Origin of the sequence: Henriciella sp., assembly GCF_029937755.1 — a bacterium.
Lineage (GTDB): Bacteria > Pseudomonadota > Alphaproteobacteria > Caulobacterales > Hyphomonadaceae > Henriciella.
Window position 1 is genome coordinate 214,302 of sequence record NZ_JAPYPG010000001.1, and the last position, 18,842, is coordinate 233,143.

The 18,842-nt window shown below is 62.0% G+C and carries 15 protein-coding genes; 9 read left to right on the forward strand and 6 right to left on the reverse strand.

Annotated elements, in window-relative coordinates; all coding sequences use genetic code 11:
• Positions 1–309 precede the first annotated feature (309 nt).
• Positions 310–636 carry a LuxR C-terminal-related transcriptional regulator gene (locus Q1K29_RS01070; protein WP_300390388.1) on the forward strand — a complete coding sequence of 109 codons (327 nt, stop codon included), beginning with the start codon at positions 310–312 and terminating at the stop codon, positions 634–636.
• A 3-nt stretch (positions 637–639) separates the two neighbouring features.
• Here the strand turns inward: Q1K29_RS01070 and Q1K29_RS01075 are convergent, their stop codons facing one another.
• From Q1K29_RS01075 to Q1K29_RS01100, 6 genes are all read right to left on the reverse strand, one after another.
• Positions 640–1,236, reverse strand: coding sequence for a glutathione peroxidase (locus Q1K29_RS01075; protein ID WP_300390391.1), 597 nt, complete (start codon positions 1,234–1,236; stop codon positions 640–642).
• Between the two features lie 67 nt (positions 1,237–1,303).
• The gene (locus Q1K29_RS01080; protein ID WP_300390393.1) at positions 1,304–1,672 is read right to left on the reverse strand and encodes a DUF1801 domain-containing protein; all 369 of its coding nucleotides are present in this window, start codon (positions 1,670–1,672) and stop codon (positions 1,304–1,306) included.
• Positions 1,673–1,835: 163 nt separating this feature from the next.
• Positions 1,836–4,040 (reverse strand): M13 family metallopeptidase, encoded by a 2,205-nt coding sequence (locus Q1K29_RS01085; protein ID WP_300390396.1) that lies wholly within the window; start codon positions 4,038–4,040, stop codon positions 1,836–1,838.
• 83 nt (positions 4,041–4,123) lie between these two features.
• The gene (locus Q1K29_RS01090) at positions 4,124–7,339 is read right to left on the reverse strand and encodes an efflux RND transporter permease subunit (RefSeq protein WP_300390399.1); all 3,216 of its coding nucleotides are present in this window, start codon (positions 7,337–7,339) and stop codon (positions 4,124–4,126) included.
• Positions 7,336–8,604, reverse strand: a complete 1,269-nt coding sequence (locus tag Q1K29_RS01095; protein ID WP_300390401.1) for an efflux RND transporter periplasmic adaptor subunit — start codon at positions 8,602–8,604, stop codon at positions 7,336–7,338. The genes Q1K29_RS01090 and Q1K29_RS01095 overlap by 4 nt, the downstream gene beginning before the upstream one ends.
• Positions 8,605–8,618: 14 nt before the next feature.
• Positions 8,619–10,043, reverse strand: coding sequence for an efflux transporter outer membrane subunit (locus Q1K29_RS01100; RefSeq protein WP_300390404.1), 1,425 nt, complete (start codon positions 10,041–10,043; stop codon positions 8,619–8,621).
• 203 nt (positions 10,044–10,246) lie between these two features.
• On the opposite strand from Q1K29_RS01100, the gene Q1K29_RS01105 reads away from it, so the two are divergent.
• From Q1K29_RS01105 to ald, 8 genes are all read left to right on the forward strand, one after another.
• Positions 10,247–11,623 (forward strand): ATP-binding protein, encoded by a 1,377-nt coding sequence (locus Q1K29_RS01105; RefSeq protein WP_300390405.1) that lies wholly within the window; start codon positions 10,247–10,249, stop codon positions 11,621–11,623.
• 83 nt (positions 11,624–11,706) lie between these two features.
• On the forward strand, positions 11,707–12,291 hold the full coding sequence (locus Q1K29_RS01110; protein WP_300390408.1) for an RluA family pseudouridine synthase: 585 nt from the start codon (positions 11,707–11,709) through the stop codon (positions 12,289–12,291).
• Positions 12,292–12,394: 103 nt separating this feature from the next.
• Complete coding sequence (gene pstC / locus Q1K29_RS01115; RefSeq protein WP_300390411.1) at positions 12,395–13,801, forward strand: phosphate ABC transporter permease subunit PstC; 1,407 nt, start codon at positions 12,395–12,397, stop codon at positions 13,799–13,801.
• Positions 13,794–15,395, forward strand: a complete 1,602-nt coding sequence (pstA, locus tag Q1K29_RS01120) for a phosphate ABC transporter permease PstA (RefSeq protein WP_300390413.1) — start codon at positions 13,794–13,796, stop codon at positions 15,393–15,395. Before pstC ends, pstA begins: the two co-directional genes overlap by 8 nt.
• Positions 15,396–15,451: 56 nt before the next feature.
• Positions 15,452–16,216 carry a phosphate ABC transporter ATP-binding protein PstB gene (pstB, locus tag Q1K29_RS01125; protein WP_300391920.1) on the forward strand — a complete coding sequence of 255 codons (765 nt, stop codon included), beginning with the start codon at positions 15,452–15,454 and terminating at the stop codon, positions 16,214–16,216.
• 20 nt (positions 16,217–16,236) lie between these two features.
• A complete protein-coding gene (gene phoU, locus Q1K29_RS01130; RefSeq protein WP_300390416.1) occupies positions 16,237–16,938 on the forward strand; it encodes a phosphate signaling complex protein PhoU in 702 nt (233 codons plus the stop codon).
• Positions 16,935–17,621: a phosphate regulon transcriptional regulator PhoB gene (gene phoB, locus Q1K29_RS01135; RefSeq protein WP_300390419.1), complete on the forward strand. Its 687-nt coding sequence runs from the start codon at positions 16,935–16,937 to the stop codon at positions 17,619–17,621. The genes phoU and phoB overlap by 4 nt, the downstream gene beginning before the upstream one ends.
• Positions 17,622–17,715: 94 nt before the next feature.
• Positions 17,716–18,837: an alanine dehydrogenase gene (ald, locus tag Q1K29_RS01140; RefSeq protein WP_300390422.1), complete on the forward strand. Its 1,122-nt coding sequence runs from the start codon at positions 17,716–17,718 to the stop codon at positions 18,835–18,837.
• Positions 18,838–18,842: the final 5 nt, after the last annotated feature.

Below are 18,842 nucleotides of genomic sequence, written 5' to 3' on the forward strand. Positions count from 1 at the left end.
GTCCATGATCAGGCTGCATGTACTCGTCCAACTCAACCAAGCGTCACGAAATTCCGTGTCACCTACAATTCACCCTTGTAACGGTTTTGCGTGACAGTGAATATCGTTGGATGTCGACACAAACACACAGTGCATTGATTAATAATAGATTTTTTATTACGCCCCCCCGTCGTTAAGTCTCGCAGAGACGACAGGATATGCCGTGTAACGGTGTCTAACTCACAAGAGCAGGGCGAACAGGATACCTATCGAGCAACCTAACAGATTGTAGGACGTGCCTTTGGCCGTCTGCCACCCGATGGACCTGTCATGATAAAACAAAACGATGCGGGCGTGCTCGCCTGCGAAAACCGGTCCCGGCTGGGCCGGTTCCAGTTCCTCCCCAGCAGGACACTATCGGCAGGAGACTTCGGTCTTTCAGCACGGGAAGCCGAGACGCTGACCTTCATCCTCCAGGAAATCCCGCTTCGCGACATCGCGGCCAGGATGGGCGTCTCCATGCACACTGTGGACACGTTCAAGCGCCGTTTGTTCGAGAAGCTCGGCGTATCGACGCTTGCCGGGGCGGCTGCCGTGGCCGCTGCGCATCTCTGCGGCGTCACCCTCCAGCCTGCCGAAGAGGCCGAGGCCGCCTAGGTCCTAGCCCTCCAGGGCCGCTTCGATATCGCCAACAAGCTGGCTGTCAGAGGGCCTGGTGGCCGACGGGTAGGCACTGAGAACCGTGCCGTCCCGGCCAACAAGCACCTTGTGGAAGTTCCATTTCGGTTCGGCCGCATCGCCGAGGCCGGTCTTGGCGACGGTCCAGAATTCATGCTGCTCCGGACCGACCGCATGGACCTTTGAGGTGAGCGGGAAATCGACACCGAAGTTCAGCTCGCAGAACGTCTTGATCTCGGCCTCCGTGCCAGGCTCCTGACCGCCGAAATCATTGGACGGAACACCGAGAACGGAAAATCCCTCACTCTCGAATTGCTCATGCAGAGCCTGCAGGCCCTCATATTGTGGCGTGAAGCCACACTTGGAAGCTGTGTTCACGACCAGAACAACCTCGCCATCGAACCGGGACATGGGGAGTGGCTCGCCGGTAATGGTTTCGAAACTGACCGAGCGCGCATTCGCCATGGCTGAAGTCTCCTGAGTATCGCCCGCAACTTGTTCCGGTACATCCGCCGCGCTGCCACAAGCCAGCAGACCACCCGCAAGCATCCCTGCAGCAACCATTGAAACCATGCGCATCGTCTGTCTCCCGGCTTGAGAATGGAATGATAGACCAGAGACCGGATCTGCCAAGAGAGAGGGGCGCTTATCGCACCCGCACCGGCGCATCCTGGTCGATCTGGATGGCCCGGTCGATGATGTCGATCAGCTCGTCATCAATCTCGGCGGCCGAGCGGACCTTCACATGGCGCAGCGCCTTTCCGGTCCCCTCGATACGCCCGAAATACTGGTCGGCCAGACGCGCACCCGACCAGAGTTGCAGGTTGCAGTGATGCTGATGCGCCGTCACAGACACAACGCGCTCATGGCCGGACCAGCATGGCACCCCCCAGGCAAGCATCACCTTCAGATGTGGCCCCTGCCGGTGAACACACTCGCTGAGCGCCAGCGTAACAGCCTTCATCGGGCCATCCAGTTTGTCGAAATAGGCCGCAACGGCATTCGGAAACGGCATGAGCAAAGCCCTCCCCAGAGCAAGGCAAGCTGTATGAAACACCGAAAATGACAGTCTTGTGAAGACTGATCATCGAAAATTTCCGCTCCGCACACGGTGTTTCCGCATAAAGAAAGGGGCAGGTCGCAACCTGCCCCTTCCCCTATACTGTTGGCCCGAAAGCTTACCAGATGCGGATACGCTCTTCCGGCGGAAGGTAGAGCTCGTCATCCTCATTGATGTCGAAAGCCTGGTACCATTCATCGAAATTGCGCACGATGCCGTTGACGCGATACTCCGGCGGGGAGTGCGGGTCAGTCAGCAGCTGGCGGCGCTTGGCTTCGTCACGATACTTCGCGCGCCAGACCTGCGCCCAGGCGAGGAAGAAGCGCTGGTCGCCGGTCAGGCCGTCAATGACAGGCGCCTGCTCGTCCTCGCTGACCATGCCGTCGCCATTCGCGTCGAGGCTGATCTGGTAGGCACGGTAGGCAAGCGAGAGGCCACCAAGGTCGCCGATATTCTCGCCCAGCGTCAGACGGCCGTTCACGCACGGATCGCCCTCGTCCAGCGGGCAGTACTGGTTGTACTGCTCGACGAGCGCCGTCGTCAGTTCGTTGAAGGCCTCGCGGTCTTCATCCGTCCACCAGTTGGCGAGAACACCATCGCCATCATACTTCGATCCCTGGTCGTCAAAGCCATGACCCATTTCGTGACCGATCACGCCACCGATGGCGCCATAGTTCACAGCCGGATCGGCCGGGGCATTGAAGAAAGGCGGCTGCAGGATGGCGGCCGGAAAGACGATCTCGTTATAAGCCGGGTTGTAATAGGCGTTGACCGTCTGCGGGGTCATGAACCATTCATCGCGGTCCGGCTCCTCGTTGAGGCGGTCGAGATTGTCCTGAAGGTTCCAGGCGGCTGTGTTGACCGCGTTCTGGAAGGCATTGTCGGTGACCGTCAGCGTCTCGTAATCCTCGAATTTCGGCGGATACCCGATCTTCGGATTGAACGTGTCGAGCTTGTACTTGGCCTTCTCGCGGGTCGCCTTACCCATCCACTCCAGGTCTTCGAGATTGGCGTGCATGGCCGTGCGCAAGTTGGAGACGAGGGCATCCATCTTCTGCTTGTTTTCCGGCGGGAAGTGGCGCTCCACATAGACTTCGCCGATGGCCTCACCAAGCGCACCCTGGACGGCAGACACGGCCCGCTTCCAGCGCGGGCGCTGTTCCGGCTGGCCGCTCAGCGTCGTGCCGTAGAAGGCGAAGTCCGCATCGTCGATCTCCTTCGGCAGGACAGAGGAATAGCCCGACAGGAGGTGAGCGGCGAGATAGGCTTTCCAGGTCTCGAGGTCGGCCGTGTTCGCGAGCTCAAAGGCGGCCGGCATGCCGGCGCCCAGCTTGTCGACATCTTCCTGGCTCAAACCCGCGCTTGCGATCTCGTCTTCCGTCGGCGGGATTTCGGTGACCAGGAATTCCTGCTCGTCATTCACGCCAAGCTGGTTGAGTGCCGTGGCGAGCGGGAAGTCGCCAGCGATATCATCAAGCTCCGCGCGCGTGATCTTGTTGTAGGTGATCTCCGGGTTGCGGCTGACGGCACGATCCCAGTCAGCTGCGGCAAGCTCGGTCTCAAGCGCGAGGACGTCACCCGCCTTGGCCTCTGCATCATCATAGCCGGCCTCGGTCAGGAGGAAGGTCAGGAGCTCCACATATTTCTCGCGGATGCCGACGGATTTCTCGTCGTCCTTGAGATAGTATTCGCGGTCCGGCAGGCCGAGACCGCCCATGGACATCTGGAAAATGTAGTCATCCGGGTTCTTGTCATCGACCCAGACAAAGCCGTTGACCGGCGAGGAAAAGCCCGGAGACATGAAGATCGTGGCGAGATCTTCGCGCGTCTCGATGGCATTGATCTTTTCGAGATAGGGCTGGACCGGTGCAAGGCCAGCGGCCTCGATCGCATCGGTGTCCATATAGGCATTGTAGAAGGCGGCAACCTTGCCTTCCGGCGTATCGGCCGGCGGCGCCTCGGCGGCGAGATCCTCGATGATGAACTTGGTCTGCTGTTCTGACTTCTCGCGAAGAAGGTCGAAGGCGCCGTAACGGGTCTTGTCACCTGGCAGTTCGAACTCGTCGAACCAGTCGCCATTCACATACATGAAGAAGTTGTCGCCGGGGTCGACATCCTTGTCCATCACGCTGGTATCGATGCCCCACTCGCCCCAGTAATCCGGCGATGTGGTTTCGACGACGTGTTTCTTCTCGGTGGGGGCTTGGGCGGTGGTGTCCGTAGCAGGCGTTGTCTCGGCTGGCTGTGTGCCAGTGTCCTCAGCTGTGGTTGTACAGGCCCCGAGCAGGGCCACCGTCGCAACGCCGGCAAGAAGTCGTTTCATCTAATACTGTCTCCTGGATTAAAATGCGTTTATTGCACGCCACGGGGGATTATCCACCCCGTGACGTGCGATATTCGGGAAAATTATTCTGCCGGTTGCGGGCGGGCGCCACGGCTCGTGCCGATGAGCTCTTCCTCATCGATGTGGACATGGCCCTCATAGGATTCGCCGATCTTGCGGTAAGGCCGGCCACCCCAGCTCCAGCGGAAAATCCGGCCAACTTCACAGCCGACCGCATAAAGCGCTGGCACCATCAGCAGCGACACGAACAGCGCGAAGGCCACGGCAGAGCCGAGCGATACCACCATCGGCTTCAGGAACTGCGCCTGCACCGATTTCTGCGCGATCATTGGCAGGATACCGACAAAGGTCGTCACCGAAGTCAGCAGGACCGGGCGGAAACGGGACACACCCGAGTCCACAATCGCCTGCAGCGCCCCGGCTCCTTCAGCACGTCGCCGGTTTATGTAATCGACGAGGACGAGGTTGTCATTGATCACGACCCCTGCGGCTGCCCCGATGCCGAACATGGAGAACAGCGCCATCGGCGTATCGAACAAGACGTGCCCGAAGGCGGCCCCGGCAAAGCCGAAGGGAATGGCCATCATCAGCAAGAGCGGCTGGGAGTAGGACTGGAAGGCAATCGCCAGCAGGATGTACATCAAGACAAAGGCGATCATGTAGAGCTGCACGATGTCCTGGAAGAACTCCGCTTCAGACTCGGCCGAGCCAACCGCGCCGCGCGTAATCTCCGGATACTTCTTCTCGAATTCAGGCCAGAAATTCTGGTCCATGTCAGACGAGATGATGCCCCGCGTGCCATCGCCGACCAGTTCGGAGAATACCGTCACCGAGCGCATCCGTTCACGCCGCTGGATCCGGTTGATACCTGGCGCGAACTCGATCTCGGCGACCTGCATCAGCGGAATCTCGCGACCGTCACTGGTCCGGATTCGCAGGTCACGCAGGCTGTCGAGCGACCGGCGCGTCTTTTCGGGATAGCGCACCATCACCCGGACATCCTCGCCATCACGCGGCAGGCGCTGGGCCTCGATACCGTAATAGGCGGCGCGGACCTGCTGGGTCACATCGCTCAGCGTGACACCGAGCGTGGTTGCCCCGGGCTTGAGTTCGATGCGGATTTCTTCGGCCGCGGAGGACAGGTTGTCCCCGATGTCGAAGGTCTGCTCATAGGTGGCAAGCCTTGCCTTCACCTCATCGGCTGCCTGGCGCAGCAGGTCCAGGTCGTCATGATTGAGCGCGAACCGGATCGAATTGTCGGAATCGTTGATCGTGAAGGAGAAGTTCACCTCCTCCGCATCCGGCACATCGCCGAAGGCATCGCGGATCTCCTGCGTGATCGACTTGGTGCTCACGCCGGTCGGGCGGTCTTCGGCCGGCATCAGACCGATCCAGGCCTGCACCTCGCCCTCCGACGCCACGATCGAGGTGTCCGCAATCAGATGATCGTCAAGTTGCGGATATTGCTGGTCGAGAGACTTCTGGGCGTTCTCAACGGCCATGCGAAGCTGATCGCGGACCTGCAGTGACCGCGACTGTGGCGAGCCATCCGGAAGGTCGATACGAACCTGAACGAGATCGTTCTCGATTTCCGGCATGAAGCGCATCGGCAGAATGCCGGTCTGCAGAAGCATGACGGCCCACACGAAGGTCGAGGCGAAGACCGCAATCGTTACATAGCGGTACCTGACGGCCATCTCGAGCAGGGGCTTGTAGATCCGGTTGGCAAAGGTCAGCAGGCTGTCGGCGATGGTCTGCTGGAATTTCAGCAGCTTGCCGCCAGGCCCGTCGAACTTCTGCGGCTCCATATGCGACAGGTGCGCGGGCAGGATCAGCAGCGATTCAATGAGCGAGAAGGTCAGCGCCGCGATCACCACGAAGGAAATCTGCTCGGTGAACTGGCGCTCCGGCCCCGGCAGGAACATCCAGGGCGCGAACATGATCATGGTCGTGATCACGCCGAAGATGACCGGCTTCAGGACAAGCTGGGTCCCCATCGTGGCGGCGTCGAGCCCCTCACGCCGTCCGCTCTCGACTTCCTTGTGTATGTTCTCCCCAACAATGATGGCATCGTCCACGACAACACCGATCACCAGCAGGACTGCGAACAGCGACAGGAAGTTCAGCGTCACGCCGAACAGGGGCAGGATCAGCATGCCGCCGGCGAAGGCGGTGCCGATACCGATCGTCACCCAGAAGGCCACGACCGGGCGCAGGAACAGGATCAGGATGATGAGAACAAGGATCATGCCCTGGAAGGCCGCCGAACTGATCGTGTCCATCCGGCCCTTGTAGATTTCGGAATCGTCGAACAGCAGGTCGAGCCGGATGCCTTCCGGCAGCGCATCGGGCCCGCGGCCGCTATTGGCGCGCTCCATATACTCCTGGATCGCCTCGGAATAGGCGACGATGTCCATCCTCTCCGGCTGGCGCACCATGATGAAGGCCGTGGGTTCGCCGTTGAAGGTCGCGTCCAGGTCGGCATCGACGAAACCGTCGACCACTGTCGCCACATCGCGAATGCGGATCGTGCCGCCGTCCAGCGTTTCGCGCAGGACAATATTCTCGAACTCTTCCTTCGTATCGGCCAGCTGGCGCGCCTGAATGGCAACCGTGCCAGTCTCGGTACGAACCGTACCGCCGGAGGAATTCAGGGATGTGCTGCGAACGGCATTCGCCACTTCCGCAAAAGTGAGATTGTACCGGCGAAGCGCCTCTTCGGAGACCTCGATCGAGACTTCCTCATCGAGCGTGCCCTGCACCTGGGCCAGTTCGCCCCCTTCGATCAGCGCAATCTCGTCTCGGACTTCCTTGGAATAGTATTTCAGCGTCTTGGCATCGACATTCCCGTGAAGCGCCAGCCCCATATACTGGTTATTTGCCCGCCAGCGCGTGACCTGCGGTGGGAAAGAGGACTGGGGCAGGTTGGAAATCGTATCGACCCGGCGCTTCACCTCATCGACGAACTCGTCGACATCGACATCGAGATCGGTTTCCATGTTGACGTAGCCGACGCCTTCGCGCGCCGTGCCCGTCATCCGCTTCAGACCATCAATGTCCGCGACGACCTCTTCGAGGCGGACCACGATCTGGTCCTCGACATCCTGCGGGGACGCCCCCGGCCAGGCAATCGAGACGCTGGCGCCGTTGAAGTCGGCCGCGGGGAAGGCTTCCTTCTCGAGGCTCAGAAAACCGAATGTGCCGCCAATAAAGGCGATGACCATCAGCAGGTTGGCGGCAATCCCGTTGCGGGCCCACCAGGCGACCAGACCGTTCATTGGTTGGCTCCCTCGATGTTGCCGGCCGCCAGTGCCGATGTTTCTTCCGTTTCCTCATCGCTGCCGGACCGCGGCGTGCGCGGGACCAGCGATCCGTCAGGCATACGCTCGACGACCTGGATGTTCATGCCGTCAAAGGCCGCCTGGATTGGTGAAACGATCGCCAGTTCCCCCGCCTCGACACCGGAATTGAGATAGGCGCCATCATCATCGCTGAAGGCGACTTCGACGCTGCGGATCTCGAGCTTCCCGGCCGGACCATCACCAACATAGACTTGATTGACGCCGCGCAGGGCCGAGCGCGGGATACGCACGACATTCTCGATCGAGCGGCCCTCGATCGCAGCATTGACGAACAGGCCTGGCGCCATCGGCACGCCGTCGTCGGTCCCGGCCCCATAGGGGTCTTCGAGTTCGGCGATGGCATTGATCAGGCGGGTCTGCGGGTTGATCGCCGCAGAGGTACGCTTGATGCGGCCCTGCCATTCACGCGGCTGGCCGGCGACGTTCGCACGGAAGGTCACCTGCGGGCCCGGATTGTCCCTGGTCTCGGCAAAGGCCAGCGGCAGGCCAACCCGTCCAAGATCCTCGTCTGACAGCGGCAGGGAGACTTCCACCACATCGGTCGCGAATATCGTGCCCAGCGCCTGGCCGGGGCTTACGAACTGACCGAGGTCTGCGCTGCGCTCACGCACACGTCCTGTGAACGGCGCGGTAACGGCGGTCCGGTCGAGGCCGAGCTGCGCATCGGCCAGCGCGGCTTCAGCCGAGTTCAGATTGGCTCTGGCTTCAGCCAGTTGCGGCTCGCGGCGTGCCAGCGGGCTAGCATCCTCGATTTCAAGATCCCTGATATCCTGCAGGGCAATCTCGGCTTCGGCCTTTTCGCGTGCCAGGACCTGTTGGGCGGAGGCCACAGCCGAGCGTGCGCGCGTCACAGCGAGCTCATAATCAGCCGACTCGAGCCGCACCAGGACCTGGCCCTGACGGATAAAGCCGCCATCCAGGAAATCCGGCGAAACATAGGAAATACGCCCGGCGATCTGCGGTGCAACCACGATCTGGCGCTTCGGACGGACTTCGCCCTGCGCGTTCACAGTCATGTTGAGGTCGGTCTGCTCAGCGGCTTCGGCGAAGACCGACAGGCCGCGGGGCTGCTCTTCGGCCTTTTCCACTGGCGGCTTCAGGGCCGTCATGAGAGCAATGCCTCCACCGACAAGCACGGCGAGAACGATAACGGGGAGTAAGAGAGCAAGGATGCGTTTCATGGGAGGTCTCTTTATCAGGGCGCGAGATTATCTTGTGTTTCGGAGACCGGCTCTCCCGGTATCCCGCCCCCAACAGCCAGGTGGAAGGCGATGCGGTTTGAAACACGCGCGGAGCGTGCGGCGATCAATGTGCTTTCAGCGTTCAGTCTACGGGTCTGCGCATCGATCAGATTGAAGATCGCGATCAGGCCGTTCGAATACTGCCGTGTCGCCAGCTCTTCGGCCTTGATAGCCTCATCGAGCGCGCGCTGCTGGGCGTCGACCTGCTCAGCAAGGTAGCGGTCTGCGGCGATGGCATCTTCGACTTCGCGCCAGGCCAGCAGGACATTGGCGACATAGGTCGACAGGACGGCTTCGGCATTGGCGAGCGCAGCCTGCTTGTCGGCTTTCAGTGCGCCGCCATTGAACACCGGCTGGGCCAGCGAGGCAATGGCGTTGGCAGCGATACGCGTGGGATCGAACAGGTCCGACAGGTCCGTCTCGTTTGTACCGACCGACGCCGTCAGGCTGAGCGTGGGCAGCACGGCCAGCCGCGCCTGTTCGGCCCGCAGGCCGGCCGCAACGACCCGAGCTTCCGAAGCAGCCACATCAGGCCGGCGCGACAGCAGCATCACCGGCGTACCGGCGGCCTGTATGGGCGAGAGCGCCGGCAGCACGCCCGGCGCCTCGATGGCATTACCCGGATACCGTCCGAGCAGGATTTCCAGCCGGCGCACGGCGTTGCCGCTGGCCTGCTTGCGCTGGGAGATGGCCGCCTCGGCCGAGGCCAGCGCGCTGCGTGCAAGGCGCACATCGAGCGAGTCGACAAGACCGCGAGCAAAACGCCGCTCGGTCAGCGACAGGACCCGCTCGCGTGCCTCATAGGTCCGCACGGCCACTTCTTCCTGTGCGACGGCTTCGTTCAGGTCGGTCCACGCAATCGCTGTCTGCGCGGCAAGCGAAAGACGCGCGGAGGCAAGATCAGCCTCGGTCGCGACGACATCGGCTTGTGAAGCCTCGATCGACGCTTTCAGACGGCCCCAGAGATCAGCGGTCCACGACGCATCCACGCCGAGGCTGTAGGTCGGGTCGGTGAAGCGGTCATCGGCCACTTCGGAATAGGTCGAATTCACACCGGCGGACACGCCTGCGCCGACATTCGGCAGCGACCGGCCATAAACGCCGCGCGCCTGCGCCCGGGCCGCCTGCACTGCATAGTATTGCGAGCGGATATTCGGATTGGCGGCCAGCGTTTCGGCGACAAGGCTTTCCATCACGGGGTCATTGAACTGGGCAAGCCAGTCTGCACGCGGCGTTTCCCCGGTCACGCCTGCGGCGGCCCAAGTTTCAGGGGCATTTGGCGCGACTGGAAAAACAGCAACAGGATCGCCCGCCACGCCGGACAGGCTGCCGCATCCAGTCAGTGCCAATGCACCAAGAATTGCACGTGTCTGCTTCATTCGACCCTCAATCATTTCCAACGTGGCTCTAAGCACCGATTAGTCGACTGTCAACAAAAAATTATTGAAAATCGATATCCAGCTGCACTGGTTGTATTTGCAACACAATAGGATTGAGATTCTATGGAGAATATGTGCGAACGAGGTCGTATCTGCAGCCTTGGCCTGCTTGCCAGAGGCGGGAATTGCTGGTTGGAAAACACATGTCTGCAAGCGACAGTCAGAGAAACAGGCGGATTGTGAGCCGTCCGGAACGCGCCAGGGATTTCATTGTCCTGACCGGCGGCGGTGCCGCCTTGCTTTCCCTTCTGGTCGCGTCCGGCGCCCTCGGTTTCATTGAAGGCGTGATGGCGGCGATTGTCCTGTTCGCCGGCGCGCTTGCCTACTATGTCGGGTCCGTCCCGCCTGAACCCCGCGTCGAACAGGTCACCGAGGCCGGCGCCCAGCTGGGCCTTGCGGAATCGATCAAGGCGCTGGTGCGCGCCCTGCCCTTCCCCGGCCTGTATATTACACCGGATGAACGGATCGAGGTCGCCAACCAGCGATGCACCCAGCTCTTCCGGGTCTCAAGCATCGAGGGCGCGCTGAAATCTGTGATCATCCGCCAGCCGGACGTGCTGATGGCAACCGACCGGGTCGCCCGGACAGGCGCCTCCGAGCGCGTCGAATTCCTGACCGGCGAGGGCGACGAACTCTGGCTCGCCCACCTCACACCGGGGCCGGACCGCCACAGCGTCTTCATCATCTTCGAGGACCGCACCGCAGTTCACCGCGCCGAGCGCGCCCGGGCAGACTTCCTTGCCAATGCCAGCCATGAGCTGCGCACGCCACTGACCGCACTTGCGGGCTTTATCGAGACCATGCTCGGCCCGGCCCATGACGATCGGGAATCCTGGGACGGCTTTCTCGAGATCATGCACCAGCAGACAGACAGGATGCGTCACCTCGTGGCCGACCTGCTCTCGCTATCGCGCATCGAGTTCAGTGAGCACAAGGCGCCCGATACCGTCGTCAATCTCGCAGACATCATGTCGCAGACCATACTTTCGCTGCAGCCGCTGGCGGCCGACAAGAAAGTCCGGCTCGACTTCCACATGCCCCCGCACGCCATCCCCATCACCGCGAAGTGGGACGAGATTGCGCAGGTCATCCAGAACCTTGTCAGCAATGCGATCAAGTATTCCGGCGATGATGGCCGCGTTACCGTCACTGTCGGCACCAGCCCCTCGATGAGTGAGGCCGGGCGAAAGGCGATCGAGCACTTACACAAGCATGCCGACCGCTCCACCCTGCTGCAACCGCGGGCCTCCACGGAAGTTCGCGCAGCCTGGGTCCGCGTGTCCGATGAAGGCGCCGGCATCGCCCGCCAGCACCTCTCCCGTCTGGGCGAGCGGTTTTACCGTGCGGATGAAAGCCGGGGCGGCGAAATCGAAGGCACCGGCCTCGGCCTGGCCATCGTCAAGCATATCATGGCGCGCCATCGCGGCGGCCTGGCCGTTGCCAGCCGCGAGGGCGATGGCGCCGTGTTCGGCGTCTGGCTGCCCATCTCGGACGCCGAGTTCGACACGGCTGAAGATTGATGCGCGAGGGCCCGCCCGCGCCGCGCGCTTATGAGCCTCCTTCCACCCCGGCGCCAATCCTCTTCAGGGACGCGGCGCTGCTGGTGGCCGACAAGCCCGCTGGCCTGCTGGCCGTGCCGGGACGCGGTGACGCGCGGCAGGACTGTCTGCAGCGGCGCCTCGAAATCGAGTTTGGACCGCTTGAGACTGTCCACCGGCTCGACATGGATACGTCCGGGCTGATCGTCTTCGCCCGTTCCAAAGAAATGGGCCGGGCACTCTCCCTGGCTTTCAGTGAGCGCGCTGTCTCAAAACATTATGCAGCGCTCGTCCACGGCGTGCCGGAGGCGCCGGAAGGCGAGATCACCCTGCCGATCGGACGGGACTGGACGATGCGGCCGTTGCGTCGAATTGACCCTGAGGACGGCCAGACAGCCTGCACGCGCTGGCGTCTCGTCAGAACGCCTGGAGAGAGAAGCCTGCTGGATCTCGAACCCGTTACAGGGCGCACCCACCAGCTGCGCCTGCATCTGGCGGCCACGGGACACCCGATCTGCGGCGACCGCCTCTATGGCGTGCCTGGAGACAGTCATGCGAGGCTCTGCCTGCACGCCGCCCGGCTGGCCTTTGACCATCCCGGGACCGGCGAGCGGATCAGCCTCGAAAGCCCGCACGCCTTCGGGGTCTGAAGCTCTTTACACAAATAAAACACCTGTCCGCAGTGTGTGTCACATATGTGTCAAGCAGCCGCGTTAAGAGGCGCGCGAGGGCTTGGACTATCAGTGTGGGCGCATGCTTGAGACGTTTGGACATCTACCAGTCGCGTGGCTGCTGTTTGCCGTTCTGGCAGTCGCCGGATTCGTGTCGTTTTTTGCCGGCCGCACACAGGCCGTCACGGTAGGTCACGGCCAAACCGAACGCCTGAATTCGCAGCCGAACTATCACGGTTATTTCGTCGCCATGGCGACCATCGGGCCGGCAGCGGTCATCCTCGTTCTGTATGCCCTTTTCGGTGATTCCATCGTGCGCGCGCAGCTTGCCAGCGAACTGCCGCAGCGAATTCGTGATCTCGGGTCGCTGGAACTCGGGCAGTATATCGACCGGATATCCGAACAGGCCGCGCGGCGCGATGCAGCCTCCACCGGAAACGCGCTCTTCGATGCGGCCACCTCGCGCTATACTGACCTGCTCGGCCTGTCCCGTATCATCGCCGTCCTCGCGGCGCTGGCGGCGGCGGGCCTCGGCTTCTTCTTTGCGCGCCGGCAGCTGTCTGTGCACTTCCGGGCACGGTCACGCGTGGAAGACGGCATCAAGTTCATGCTCTTCCTGTGTGCGGGCATCGCCGTCCTGACAACGATCGGCATTGTCGCCAGCCTGTTCTTCGAGGCGATGCGCTTCTTCTCCCGCGTGTCTGTGTTCAGTTTCATCTTCGGCACCGAATGGAACGCCCAGACGGGGGCCGACTTCGGCGCCATCCCGCTCTTCTTCGGCACCTTCATGATCGCCTTCCTGGCAATGCTGGTGGCCGCGCCCATCGGCCTGCTCTCGGCGATCTATCTGTCGGAATATGCCAGCCCCCGCTTCCGCGGCGTCGTCAAGCCGATCCTGGAACTGCTCGCCGGTATCCCCACGGTCGTCTACGGCTTCTTCGCGTTGCAGTTCGTGGCCCCGATCGTACGGGCCGGCGCCAACTGGGTGAATGGGCTGCCCTTCGTGCCTGATGGCCTGCTCGCCGCGCAGCCGACCAGCGCGCTGGCCGCAGGCATCGTCATGGGGATCATGATCATCCCCTTTGTGTCCTCGCTGTCTGACGATGTGATCAACGCCGTTCCGCAGACCCTGCGCGACGGTGCCTATGCCATCGGCGCGACAAAGTCCGAAACGGTCAAGCAGGTCGTCATGCCGGCCGCCCTGCCGGGTGTGATCGCTGCCCTGCTTCTGGCGGTCTCGCGGGCGATTGGTGAGACGATGATCGTCGTCATGGCGGCGGGCCAGCGCGCCCAGATCACGCCGGACCCGACAGCCGACCTGACCACCATTACCGTCCAGATCGTCGCCCTGCTCACGGGCGACACGGAGTTCGACAGCGCCAAGACGCTTTCAGCCTTCGCACTCGGCTTCGTCCTCTTCATCGTGACGCTGATCTTCAACCTGATCGCCCTTCGCGTCGTCCAGAGATACAGGGAAAAGTATGAATAGCCCGGCGCCCAGCCCGTCCGAGAAAGGCAGCTTTGGTTCAGCCGCTGCGATGAAGCGGCTGAAACAGCGCCACCGTGCCGAAATGCGGTTCAAGCTGTACGGCCAGCTGGCCATCGGTATTGCCATCGTGGCGCTGGTTACCCTGTTGATCTCGATCTTCGGGCAGGCCTCTTCCGCTTTCTCGCGCAATGTCCTGACCTTTGACGTGAGGCTCGATGCCGAGCAGGTCGACCCGTCAGGCGAACGCGATCCGGAAGCGATTGCGCGGAATGTTTCAGGCTTCAACCTGCTGCTGCAGGACAATCTGGCTGAGGACTTCCTGCCGGGAGAGACAGACCGCGCCCGCCTGCGCGAACTCTATGGCATGTTTACCCGCCTCGCCGTCCTGCCGATTGCACGCAAGACCGCCGAGAACCCGGAAATCATCGGCACCGGTCAGGAATTCCGGGTCGCCCTTGCCGACGACATCGACCTTTACCTCAAGGGCGGCGTGAGCGAGCGCAAATCCCTCAAGCTTGGAGAGATCCAGGACGTCACCGGCACTCTGGATGACGGTATCGATGTCACTTTCGCGGACATGAAGGCCGTCGAGGACCTTCGCAGCGCGCTCGAGACCTTTCGCGAACGCAGCGAAGGCGACAATCAGCCAGCGGCCCTGATACAGCTTGGCGAGACCTGGTTCCGCCTTCAGGACATCGACGGACGCACCGCAAGCCTGACCTATCTCGCTGGCGCCAGCACCATGCCCGCTGCCGGCACGAACGCCTCCACCCTCGTACTCGAACAGAGCGAGGAAAACCGCACCGTCAGTGACCGCCAGATTGCCTGGACAATGCTGCTCAAGGAAGACGGCCGCGTGAAGTCGGTCTTCAACACCTCGCTCTTCAGCCATTCCGACAGCACCTATCCTGAGCTTGCCGGTACCGCAGCGGCCGTGGTCGGCTCCCTCTGGACCATGCTGGTCACCGCGCTTCTTGCCATTCCCGTCGGCATCTTCGCCGCCGTCTATCTCGAGGAATTCGCCACCAAGAACCGGATGACGGACCTGATCGAGGTCAATATCAACAATCTCGCCGCCGTGCCCTCCATCGTCTTCGGCCTGCTGGGGGCGGCTGTGTTCATCAATTTCCTTGGCTTGCCACGTTCGGTGCCGCTTGTGGGGGGTCTCGTGCTCGGCCTGCTTGTCCTGCCGACCGTGATCATTGCCTCGCGCGCCGCCCTGAAAGCCGTGCCGCCATCGATCCGCGATGCCGCCCTCGGCGTCGGCGCCTCACAGACCCAGGCGGTGTTCCACCACGTCGTTCCGCTGGCGGCGCCCGGCATCCTGACCGGCTCGATCATCGGCATGGCGCGCGCCCTTGGCGAAACCGCGCCGCTGCTGCTCATCGGCATGGTCGCCTTCGTCGCCGAAGTTCCCGACGGGCCGACCGATGAGTCGACCGTTCTGCCCGTTCTCATCTACAAGTGGTCCACAGGCGCAGAGCGCGCCTGGGAGCCGCAAACCGCAGCCGCAATCATCGTGCTGCTCGTATTCCTCGTCTTGATGAATCTCATCGCGATCATCCTGAGACGCCGGTTCGAAAGGAGATGGTAGTCATGGACGGAAACGTTGAAGACTTCACCGAAACCAGACCAAAGCAGGCCCACACCATGTCGGAAATGATCAAGGTCGATTGCCGAAACATCGACGTCTTCTACGGTGATAAACAGGCCATCTACGATATTTCCCTGGCAATCCAGGACCGCGCCGTGACCTCTTTCATCGGGCCTTCCGGCTGCGGCAAGTCCACCTTCCTTCGCTGCATCAACCGGATGAACGACACGATCGAGACCGCAAAGGTCTCAGGCCAGATCTATATGGATGGGGCAGACATCAACGACCATTCGATCGACCCGGTGCTGCTGCGCTCGCGCGTCGGCATGGTGTTCCAGAAGCCGAACCCGTTTCCGAAATCGATCTATGACAACATCGCCTATGGCCCGCGCATCCACGGCCTCGCCTCCGGCAAGCAGGAGCTTGACGAGGTGGTCGAGTCCGCGCTTCGCAAGGCCGGCCTCTGGGATGAGGTAAAGGACCGCCTGCAGGCGCCCGGCACCAGCCTGTCCGGCGGCCAGCAGCAGCGTCTGTGCATCGCCCGCGCCATTGCCGTCAGCCCGGAAGTCATCCTGATGGATGAGCCCTGCTCCGCCCTCGACCCGATCGCGACAGCCCGCATTGAAGAGCTGATAGACGAGCTTCGCGAGCGCTATTGCATCGTCATCGTGACCCACTCGATGCAACAGGCTGCGCGCGTTTCACAGCGCACGGCCTTCTTCCATCTCGGAAAACTGATAGAATATGGCGACACAGAACAGATCTTCACCAACCCCGTCGACAGCAAGACCCAGGATTACATCACCGGTCGCTACGGCTAATGGCACGAAACGAAGCATATATGTCAGAACACATCGTCACCGCATTCACTGACGAGCTCGAGCATCTGTCGGCCAACCTGCTACGCATGGGCGGTCTCGCTGAAGCGATGATCAACGATGCCAGCCGCGCCGTGGTCACCTATGACCTCGAACTGGCGCGCCAGGTCATCAAGCGCGACAAGTCCATCGACGAACTCGAAGCAGAAGCCGAAAAGGCCATCATCCGCCTGATCGCCCTGCGTCACCCGATGGCCGCCGACCTGCGCGCCGTGCTCGGGGCCATGAAATTGGCCGGCGACATCGAACGGATCGGCGATCTCTGCAAGAATATCGGCAAGCGCTGCCTCGAACTGACCGGCGATGAGAACCGCGCTGCCGTCAAAGGTATCGAGCGGATGTCACGGGCGGTCTCCCACCAGTTGCAGATGGCGCTCGACGCCTATCTCCGCCAGGATGTGGACGCCGCCATTCGCGTACTGGAACTCGATGACGACATCGACGACCACTACATGTCCTTCTTCCGCGAGACACTGACCTACATGATGGAGGATCCACGCCAGATCGGGTCCAACACGCATCTCATGTTCATGGCCAAGAACCTTGAACGCATCGGTGACCACGCCACGAACATCGCCAAGGCGGTCTACTACATGGTCACGGGCGAGACAGCGACGGGCGATCATGTCGAAGCCCGGCTGAAACAATCTGGAGGGGCCGGGTGAAACCTTTTGTCCTGATCGCAGAAGACGAGAAGGCTGTTGCCGAACTGCTTCGATACAATCTCGAGCGAGAAGGCTACGAAACGACCATAGCGCCGGATGGCGACGAGGCGATGATCCAGCTTGACGAGCGGGTGCCCGATCTCGTCCTGCTTGACTGGATGCTGCCCAAGGTGCCCGGCATCGAGGTCTGCCGCCGCATCCGTTCCAAGCCGGAGACCGCGAACCTGCCGGTCATCATGCTGACGGCCCGCACCGAGGAAGCCGACCGTATTCGCGGCCTCGACACCGGTGCCGATGACTATGTCACCAAGCCCTTCTCCACGACCGAACTGATGGCGCGCGTACGGGCTGTCCTGCGCCGCATCCGCCCCGCCCTCATCGAGGACAAGGTCATGGTGGGCGACATTGTCGTGGACCGCACGACCCACACCGTCATGCGCAATGGCGAGGATATCCACCTCGGCCCGACCGAATTCCGCCTGCTCGACTATTTCATTCAGCATCCCGGCCGCGTCTTCTCGCGTGAGCAGCTGCTCGATGGGGTCTGGGGCTCGGACGTCTATGTCGAGGCCCGCACGGTCGACGTTCATGTCGGGCGGCTGCGCAAGGCGCTGATGAGCAAGGGTGGTGACGATCCGATCCGCACGGTCCGATCGGCAGGATATTCCCTTCGCACGAACTGAGCGGGCAAGGATCAGCCACAAATCCTTGCAAATTTGGCAAGAACCATCTAGCCGCAGCACATAGTTATATAGTGCCGTTGCTGGAGGATCTGTCATGCGTATTGGCGTGCCGAGCGAAATCAAGAAACAGGAATCGCGGGTCGGCCTGACACCGGAAAGCGTCGGCGACCTGATCAATGCCGGCCATGAGGTTTTCGTGCAGGCGGGCGCCGGTATCGGCTCCGGCCTCGCCGATGAAGAATACGAAGCCGTTGGCGCGAAAATCGTCCCGGACGCCGATGCCGTCTTCAAGTCCGCAGAGCTGATCGTGAAGGTGAAAGAGCCGCAGCCGGAAGAAACCGCGCGCCTAACCCCCGACCACACGCTGTTTACCTACCTCCACCTGGCTCCGGATCCTGTTCAGGCCGACGGCCTGATCAAGAGCGGCTGCACCGCGATCGCCTATGAGACCGTGACCGAGCCATCTGGTGGCCTGCCGCTGCTTCGCCCGATGAGCCAGGTCGCGGGCCGGATGTCCATGCAGGTAGCCGCCTGGGCGCTGATGCGCACCAAGCGCGGCCGTGGCCTGCTGCTCGGCGGTGTGCCGGGCACCCAGCCGGCCAAGGTCATCATCGTCGGTGGCGGCGTCTCCGGCACCAATGCCGCCGAGATTGCCGTCGGCATGCGCGCCGATGTCACCATTTTCGACCGCAACAATAACCGCCTCGCCGAACTGGACGCGCAGTTCAACGGCCTGGTGAAGACCATGTTCTCGACCAAGGCGGCTCTCGACGCAGCCGTGAAAGAGGCCGACCTCGTCATCGGCGCCGTCCTCATTCCGGGGGCCTCAGCCCCCAAGCTGATCTCGAAAGAGCAGCTGAAGACGATGAAGCCGGGCGCCGTGCTCGTCGATATCGCCATCGACCAGGGCGGCTGTTTCGAGACCTCGCACCCGACGACGCACGAAGATCCGATCTATGATGTCGACGGCATCCTGCACTATTGCGTCGCCAACATGCCCGGTGCCGTGCCGCGCACCTCCACCTATGCGCTGAACAATGCCACCCTGCCCTTCGTGATGCAGATCGCGAACAAGGGCACGCACGCCGCGCTGAACGAGAATGTCCACCTCGCCCACGGCCTGACCGTCGCCGAAGGCCACATCACGCATGAGCAGGTGGCGAAGGATCTCGGGCGGGACTTCAAGCTGCCGGACTGGTTCAAACCGCAGGGCTGATCGGG